The organism is Leptospira idonii (assembly GCF_004770995.1).
Lineage (GTDB): Bacteria > Spirochaetota > Leptospiria > Leptospirales > Leptospiraceae > Leptospira_A > Leptospira_A idonii.
On sequence record NZ_RQHW01000051.1, the window covers coordinates 26,130 to 33,843 of the forward strand.

General features: G+C 42.1%; 7 protein-coding genes. 5 read left to right on the plus strand and 2 right to left on the minus strand.

Annotation, left to right across the window (positions count from 1 at the left end):
• The first annotated feature begins 41 nt into the window (after window positions 1-41).
• From EHS15_RS15835 to EHS15_RS15850, 4 genes are read left to right on the plus strand one after another with little or no spacing between them, the layout of a single operon-like run.
• Window positions 42-2,606, plus strand: a complete 2,565-nt coding sequence (locus EHS15_RS15835) for a penicillin-binding protein 1A (protein ID WP_135761568.1) — start codon at window positions 42-44, stop codon at window positions 2,604-2,606.
• Window positions 2,607-2,666: 60 nt separating this feature from the next.
• Window positions 2,667-3,071: a bactofilin family protein gene (locus EHS15_RS15840; RefSeq protein ID WP_135761569.1), complete on the plus strand. Its 405-nt coding sequence runs from the start codon at window positions 2,667-2,669 to the stop codon at window positions 3,069-3,071.
• Between the two features lie 18 nt (window positions 3,072-3,089).
• Complete coding sequence (locus tag EHS15_RS15845) at window positions 3,090-4,223, plus strand: peptidoglycan DD-metalloendopeptidase family protein (protein ID WP_135761570.1); 1,134 nt, start codon at window positions 3,090-3,092, stop codon at window positions 4,221-4,223.
• On the plus strand, window positions 4,220-5,302 hold the full coding sequence (locus EHS15_RS15850) for an alpha/beta hydrolase (protein WP_135761571.1): 1,083 nt from the start codon (window positions 4,220-4,222) through the stop codon (window positions 5,300-5,302). The genes EHS15_RS15845 and EHS15_RS15850 overlap by 4 nt, the downstream gene beginning before the upstream one ends.
• A gap of 43 nt (window positions 5,303-5,345) precedes the next feature.
• Here EHS15_RS15850 and bla read toward each other — a convergent pair whose 3' ends face one another.
• A complete protein-coding gene (gene bla, locus EHS15_RS15855; RefSeq protein ID WP_167884253.1) occupies window positions 5,346-5,999 on the minus strand; it encodes a subclass B1 metallo-beta-lactamase in 654 nt (217 codons plus the stop codon).
• Between the two features lie 171 nt (window positions 6,000-6,170).
• Here bla and EHS15_RS15860 point away from each other — a divergent pair, with 171 nt between their 5' ends.
• Window positions 6,171-6,968: a helix-turn-helix transcriptional regulator gene (locus tag EHS15_RS15860; RefSeq protein WP_135761573.1), complete on the plus strand. Its 798-nt coding sequence runs from the start codon at window positions 6,171-6,173 to the stop codon at window positions 6,966-6,968.
• Between the two features lies 1 nt (window position 6,969).
• Here the strand turns inward: EHS15_RS15860 and EHS15_RS15865 are convergent, their stop codons facing one another.
• Window positions 6,970-7,515 carry an Mpo1 family 2-hydroxy fatty acid dioxygenase gene (locus EHS15_RS15865; RefSeq protein ID WP_135761574.1) on the minus strand — a complete coding sequence of 182 codons (546 nt, stop codon included), beginning with the start codon at window positions 7,513-7,515 and terminating at the stop codon, window positions 6,970-6,972.
• Window positions 7,516-7,714: the final 199 nt, after the last annotated feature.

Genomic DNA, 7,714 nt, shown 5'->3' on the forward strand with positions numbered 1-7,714 from the left:
TCTTCCTATATAAATAAAATGTTTATGAACGAGAATCGCAAATGAAACAAGAACCCGTAGGGCTCTTTGAGAAAGTTTTTATCGTATGGTTTCGAGATCTTACTTCCTGGATTTGGGATCAGGGAAACGTTCTTCGAAAAACTACGATCGCCATACTGATCCTAGGGACATTGAACGTCTTTCTTCTGACAGGTTCAGTAAAAGATTTTTTTCGCCTGAAGGAAGCTGCTGAATACGACATCCCTTCCATTCTTTTTGCACAGAACGAAAAAGGTAAGTTCGAGCCGATTGCAGAATATTATAAATTTTCAAGAATTCCCGTAGAAGTTGCTTCTTTAAAAAAAGAAGCAAACCCTCTTTCTACCGATCATAGACACAAACTGATTCAATGTTTTCTTTCTACGGAAGACAACCAATTCTATTCCCACAATGGAATCGATTTGAGGGGAATCGCACGCGCCTTCGTTGTCAATATTTTGGCAGGAAAAGTGAAAGAAGGTGCCTCTACCATCACACAACAGGTGGCAAGGCTAAAGTATCTTACAATCGAAAGATCCATTGCAAGAAAAGCCAGAGAAGCTTGGCTTGCTACTCTTCTGGAAACCGCCTACTCCAAAGATAAAATTTTGGAAGTGTATTTGAATGAAATTCCTTTAGGACATGGAACCATAGGTGTAGGTGCGGCAGCGCGGTTTTATTTCAGAAAGGAAGTACAGGATATCAGTTGGGGAGAGGCTGCCATTTTAGCAAGTCTCACAACAAGACCCACTCAATTCAGTCCTTTGACAAATCCGATTACGAGTGTAAATAAAGTAAGAGTCGTATTCAAAAAGCTCATCGAAAACGGAAGGATGAGCGTAGCAGATGCGGAAAAAGAATACACTCACCTAATGGACTATTATGCGACCCTGAACCGTTCTCCGAACGATTCCGCTTTTTCGGACAGATTGAACAGATTCCCTTATATCACTGAATATATTCGTAAAAATCTCCTCCGAACCATCGGAAAGGAAAGATTATATAACGGCGGACTGAAGATTTATTCTACGATCAATATCAAACACCAGGAAGAAGCGGAAAAAGCTCTTCTTCCCGCACTCCACAGACAAAGCCAAGAATCCAACCAAAGAGCTTTCCGTAATGTGGACGCATTCGACGATTTATTCGGTTCCAGCTATCAGTTATTAGAGCTTCTTTACGATCTTCCAGAGTTCAAATTTAAAATCTCCCGTTCGGAAAGAACTTTCTCTTCCGCCTACCAGGAAGAGATCCGCGATATTTTCACCACATTAAACCTGCTTGTGGGAGACGATTCCTTAGGAGACGTTTTGGATAAAAATTATATCCAACAATCTCCTCAAGACCATCTTCTCTCCGTGGAAGGTTCTCTTATCTCCATCAGACCAAACACAGGTTATATCACTGCCATGGTGGGAGGTTCTGGTTTCCGTTCCGACAACCAACAAATCCGATCTTTTCAGGCGTTCCGACAACCTGGTTCCGCATTCAAACCCATTTTGTATGCTGCGGCAATGGACTACTCAGGTAAAAATCCCGATCCGGAAAAAAACGTAACGCCTGCTACCTTATTTGCGGACTCCCCTCTTCAATATCTGATGGAAGACGGAGACGAATGGGCTCCTGAAAATTACAGTGCAGAATATTCAGGATTCGTTCTTCTAAGAAAGGCTTTGGAGCAGTCCAAAAACTCGGTTGCAGTAAGGGTGTTGGAACAAATCGGTCTTTCCAATATTATGGACACCTTACGAGGGTTATTGCAACTTCCAGGAAGAGACATTCCTTATAACTTCAGTGTATCCTTGGGAAGTTTCGAACTCACTCCTTACGAATTGACAAGAGCTTACGCAGCCTTGGCGTCGGGAGGAAAAACGGTAAATCCGATCTCCGTTCTGTATGTGGAAAACCAATCGGGAGAAATCATCAAAGACTTTCGAAAGGAATTCGATGAATCTGATCGCAAACAAGTCATCAGCCCGGAAGCCGCCTTTCTCATCACATCCATGATGTCGGATGTGGTCAAAGACGGAACAGGAAGAGGCGCTCTTTCTTACGGTCTCTCTCGTCCAGCTTATGGAAAAACAGGTACTACAAATAATTTCAGAGACGCCTGGTTCGTAGGATACACTCCCGAATTAGTCACTTCCGTTTGGTTCGGCTACGATGTAGGAACTATTTCTTTGGGAAGAGGAATGACGGGAGGAAGATTGGCCGCCCCTGTATGGGGTCGATTTATGGCTAGATCCTTGGAATCGGAGCCTAGAGCCGAATTTACTTGGGCAAATGACCTAAAGATTGTTCGCAGATCTGTGTGCACAATGTCAGGAAAATTGCCAGGATCTCAGTGCAGAGAGCTGATCGAAGAGTATTTTATGCCACAAACCCTTCCGAAAGAGGTTTGTGCGGACCATGGATCTCAGTGGATTTCTACAGATTCCACTCCTTCCGTGTCTCATAGGCAGGAAAAACCTAAGACAACTGTCACTCCTAAGGAAAAAAACCATTCGGAAACGAAACAAAACCAAGTCCTCCCCAAAAAGAAGAAAAAGAAAAGTCTCTTCAGCGGGGATGAGGATATTGACTACTAAAAAGGCTTGTCACATAAACCAAAAATTCTGAATCTCACAGAAGGGTAAAAAGGAGCAGGAATGGCGATAGGTAAAGACACCATCAATAGCGTAATCGGGCCGGGTTCGATTTTCGAAGGAAAATTTTACATTGCGGGTTCCCTTAGAATCGATGGTAAATTCGAAGGCGATATCAAAACGGAAGACGCCCTCGTCATTGGCGAGACTGGAAAAGTAAAAACGAATATCAGTGCGAAGGAAGTGATCATTTCCGGAACTTTGATCGGAAACATCAAAGCTGAAAATGAAGTAAAACTTGAAGGCACAGGTAGAATGTTAGGTGATATCACCGCTCCTTACCTTGAATTGCAAAAAGGTGTGGTCGCAAAAGGAAATATTACCATAACCGGTGGTCAAAAGAAAGATGTTCGCAAAATCGTTGAAGAATCGTTTGGTGGAATTAAATCTTTAGACACCAAGGAATAAAAACCTTATTCGGTCATCATGCTACTTCGATCTCCGGAAAAAACTACGATCGGTAAGCATGTCTTACGCTGGGGAAATATCAATATCATCCAACTTTCCCCGGGTAAATTCTTTTATAATGTTCACTTGCAAACTTCCGTATTTCACGGAACCATAGACCTCAACCGCAAACGATATAGAATCATCCCTCTATTTCTTACTTCCGCTTCCCTTGCCCTACTGTTTAGTCTGATTTGGAACAAACCCAGTTACGACGAAAGTTATCTTGATATGGAAGCAAGCAGCGCTGCAGCAGCAGTGGAAGAAGTTCAAGAGAACGATACCAAGGACAGAGAAGCCAAATCTGCGGATGAAAAATACCTGCAAGAAACGGAAGATAGAAAGTTCGCAATCCTTCGTTCTGCCGAATTGGATCGACCCACAGAAGACAAACTGAAAAAACTGAAAGTCACTCAGTACAAAGTGAAAAAGAACGAAACGCTTTCAGAGATCGCAAGTAAATTCAAAGTGTCTGCAGAATCCATTGCAGGTTCTTCCGGAATCCAGGCGGAAGTGGCTTTGCTGCAAGGCCAAATCCTCAACATCCCCAATAAACAAGGACTTGTTTATAAACTGAAAAAAGGCGATACATTGGCCAAAGTTGCGGACTTCTATAAAGTCAAAATGGAAGATATCTATTCGGAAAACAGTTTAGAAGATTACGATCTACTTAAATCCGGCCAAAAAGTTTTTTTACCAGGCGCTGTCATTCCAGAGACGGGACCTATCTGGAGAATTCCTGTAACATCCAAAGTGATCACCTCCGGCTGGGGAACCAGAAGTTATCCTCAATATAAATTCCACATGGCGATCGATTTACGTGCCAATTACGAACCGGTTTATGCGGCTAGAAAAGGTAAGGTGATCTTTTCCGGATGGATGGGAGGATACGGAAATGCGGTTATGATTCAACACGATGAATCATACCAAAGTTTATACGCTCACAACTCCCGCCTTTATGTAAAACAAGGGGACTATGTGTCCGCAGGGAAACAAATTTCACGTTCAGGATGTACTGGTTACTGTTTCGGGCCGCATCTTCACTTCGAAATCATCAAAGACGGAAAAAATATAAATCCTACTAAAATCCTCAAGGGGTTTTCTTATAAATGAAATTCAAAGCTGCCCTACTCGGTTTTGTCTTACTTACATCCGGCTGTATTCCAGCGGTCAAACTGAACGAAGAATTAAACAAAAGAATTACGGATAGTTTCGACGAAACCAAAGTGCTTTCCGTCAATTTCGTCACGACAAGGAGATCCAATCCTGTGACGGCTCCTAACTGCGACAGTGCCACTTACGGTTTTTTGACCGATATAGGAGTTCATTACGGAGAATGTGCTTTGAACATTCCCGCAAAACATTCCATTGGTGACGTCACTTGGGACAATTCTCAGGATAGAAATTCTTTCTTTCAACTTTTGGGAAAAAGAGACAACAGTGAAGAAGAATTTTTCGCTAAAATCAAAGCGAACCCTTTTGAAGAAATCCTAATCTTCGTGCACGGCTTCAATGTGAATTTCGATGAAGCGGTTGTGAGAGCCGGGCAAATCCGTTACGATTTGAAATTCCCCGGCGAAGTGATTCTTTACTCCTGGCCTGCCGGCTCCGAAGCTGGAGTTTTGAATCAACTTATGGTTCGAAGCGTTTATGATTCCAACTTCAATGAAGCCAGACTCAATCGTGTTCCTTTCGGTAATTTTTTAGGAAAGGTAGAAAAACTAGGAAAGAAAATCCATTTGGTAGTACATAGTATGGGACACCAAGTAGTTCTTCCTGCAATCGCTTCGGAAGTAAGAAACGGAAGAAAAAAGTTTTTAGACCAATTGATTTTAAACGCACCTGATTTTGATAAAGCGGAATTCGGCCTAATCACAAAACAATTATTAGATTCATCGAACAGAATCACTCTCTATTGTTCTCCTGGAGACAATGCACTTGTTGCCTCTCAGAAAGTAAACGGAGGAAACAGAGCGGGAATGTGTTATAAATTCGAAGGGATCGACGTGATCAATGTGAACGAAGTGGACTCTCCCGTTCTAGGGATCGGGGGTCTTGGTCACGGATATTATTCTTCCCGCCCCATCCTTACGGACATCTATCAAGTTCTTCTGGGAATCTCCGTGGAGAAAAGACTTTTTATCCGTAAGTCAGGAGCAAACAACGGAGAGAATTGGGTGCTGCGAAAGTAAAACAGTCCCTTTTCTCGCCCGAACATCTCTCGTTCTCAGGGCTTTATAACCCGGCTCCTTTTTCGAGAAGAAACAAAGAATGGTCGATTAGATTTGCTCCTCCAGGTTCTCCATGACCGGGAATTACTATTTTAGCGTCAGGATATCTTTGTTTCACCGATTTCAAAGAAATATTCCATTTTGTAAGATCCGCTTCCCCTATGTATCCCAGATGCGACGATTCAAGTGATTTTACAAAACACCCTCCATATAACAACTGTATATGAGGCAGCCAAACAATGATATTGTCTTTTGTATGCCCATGACCAGGATAATAAACTTCGATACCGACTTTTCCTAAACTCAATCTAGGATCCAAATCCAATTTAGGATCGGGGCGCATAAATCCGTTTTTTACCGCTTCTGCTGCCGTCAAACTGGTGCTCAACACAGGAATATTATTTTCTTTAAATATTCTAATTCCCGCAATACGGTCCCCATGACCGTGTGTTGCGATGACGAAACTGATTTTTTTCTGAAACCTTTTGTAGGTTTCTCTGATCAAAAAAGAGGTTTGTTCTTCCGTCCAAGGAGTATCTATGATTAAAATTCCCTTTCCCGTCACTACTACAAGTCCGTTGGCTGAGAATAATTGCCCGAGTGCGCTACCTACGCTTCTATGAAGAAATACATTCTCACGGACGGGTATAATCTCCACTTCGTCGTCTGGAACGACGGGTGAGACCCCTGAGCGAATCCAAGAGCAGCTTAGACTCATAAAACAAAAAGAGCAAAATAAGAGTAATAGAACCTTTTTATATAAGCCAAAAGTCTTTATTATTTTCTCAATATTTATTGATTTCATGCTAAGATACATGATTCTAAGTTAATGACTTCTAATAGAAACGGAAGCCTTTTTTACTTCGGAGAAAGGATACTGCTCAGTTGTTCCGGATTGGAAACGGAGCCGCATTCGCATTATGCGGTTTCCATACTTTTTTCCTTAACGAAACCTTTTGAAATCATTTTAAAAGACGGCGGAAAAGAAGTTCATTCAGGAGTGCTGATACCGCCTAATTTTTATCATACACTCATTGCAAGGGATTCGGAAATGATCGTTCTACAGTTGGATCCTAGAAGCGACGATTACTCCTCTTTGAAAGCGAATTTTTCCGGAGAAAAAGCGCACTCGCTTTCCGAATCTTACCTGGAAAAACTCAAGCCTTCTTGTGAAAGATTGATGACCGGTGATTTGGATTGCAAATCAGCCGAAAACTTATTTTATCAAATTTTAGAAAGTTTAGGCGGATCCAGACAAAGAAAGGAAAAAACAAATATGGACAGCCGAATGACTAAGGCTGCGGATTTAATCAAAACGAATCTTCCTCATTCCATTCCGGTGTCTCGACTAGCCAAAGAAGTAGATTTATCCAAAGACCGATTGATGCATTTATTCAAAGAGAACTTCGGACTGCCTCTGAGACAGTATCTATTGTGGCTAAGACTTCATGAAGCGGCGAAGATGCTGCAGTCCGGAGGAAATTTAACAGAAGCTTCTCATGCGGCCGGTTTTTCGGATCAAGCCCATCTCAGCCGCACTTTTAAAAAAATGTTCGGGGTTCAACCTTCCCGATTTTTAGGACAGGGCAACAAAATCAAAGTTTGTTTTTGTAGCCCCCATTCCTGAACTAAGCGTGTTTTAAAGGTTTTGAAAAATCTTTCCATTGCCCTCTTGCTTTTAACTCTTGTTCAACGGCATCCTTCAATTCGGTGCGGTATCCCAATTCGAAAAACACATCCGCCACTACAAATAAGGGAGCGGATACGAGTGCTTGGAATAAGTTATCAAACAAAGCCGGTCTGCTTTTTTCGAACACGAAGTGACCGTAAAACTGAGAACCCCAACCTACCAATTGGCCGATTCCGAACAGAGTCCATGCCATTCCGGACGACAAAGTAGATGTGAGATACTCCGCAGCGAAAAAGAGAGAACCGAAAAGAACTGCGGATACCAAAGCGAACAAAACGTCCAAAGTAAAATAATATCCGAGAACTAACACAGTAAAGATGGCAGAAGCGGTAACTTGGTAACCGGCAACTTGAAAAATCTGGAAACGGCTTAATACCAAAAACAGGGTAAAGCTGATGGTAGGAACACCGATTACGTGAATCCAGACGTTTCTCTTTTCTTGATGGTAAGCCGAATAAAAGGCCATTTCTTTTGCAAAGCGCATATTCTATCTCCTGAACCTATCAAACAATATACAATATTTTAGGAGAACCGACTTGAACGAATCTGTCGGGAGAGGAAAATTTTGTAGGGTCTCCCCGCCCTGATCTCAGTGGGTGGGGATCCTGGAGTTCCTACCAAAAAACGGACATTAAAAAGCTCCTTTTTAGGAGACAAAAATGTCGAAGAAAATCAAATATTAT

Bases quoted from the DNA above. Each gene is read 5' to 3' on its own strand.
- EHS15_RS15850 (WP_135761571.1), top strand. From the start codon at position 4,220: ATGAAATTCAAAGCTGCCCTACTCGGTTTTGTCTTACTTACATCCGGC.
- EHS15_RS15860 (WP_135761573.1), top strand. From the start codon at position 6,171: ATGACTTCTAATAGAAACGGAAGCCTTTTTTACTTCGGAGAAAGGATA.
- EHS15_RS15840 (WP_135761569.1), top strand. From the start codon at position 2,667: ATGGCGATAGGTAAAGACACCATCAATAGCGTAATCGGGCCGGGTTCG.
- EHS15_RS15835 (WP_135761568.1), top strand. From the start codon at position 42: ATGAAACAAGAACCCGTAGGGCTCTTTGAGAAAGTTTTTATCGTATGG.
- EHS15_RS15865 (WP_135761574.1), bottom strand. From the start codon at position 7,515: ATGCGCTTTGCAAAAGAAATGGCCTTTTATTCGGCTTACCATCAAGAA.
- EHS15_RS15845 (WP_135761570.1), top strand. From the start codon at position 3,090: ATGCTACTTCGATCTCCGGAAAAAACTACGATCGGTAAGCATGTCTTA.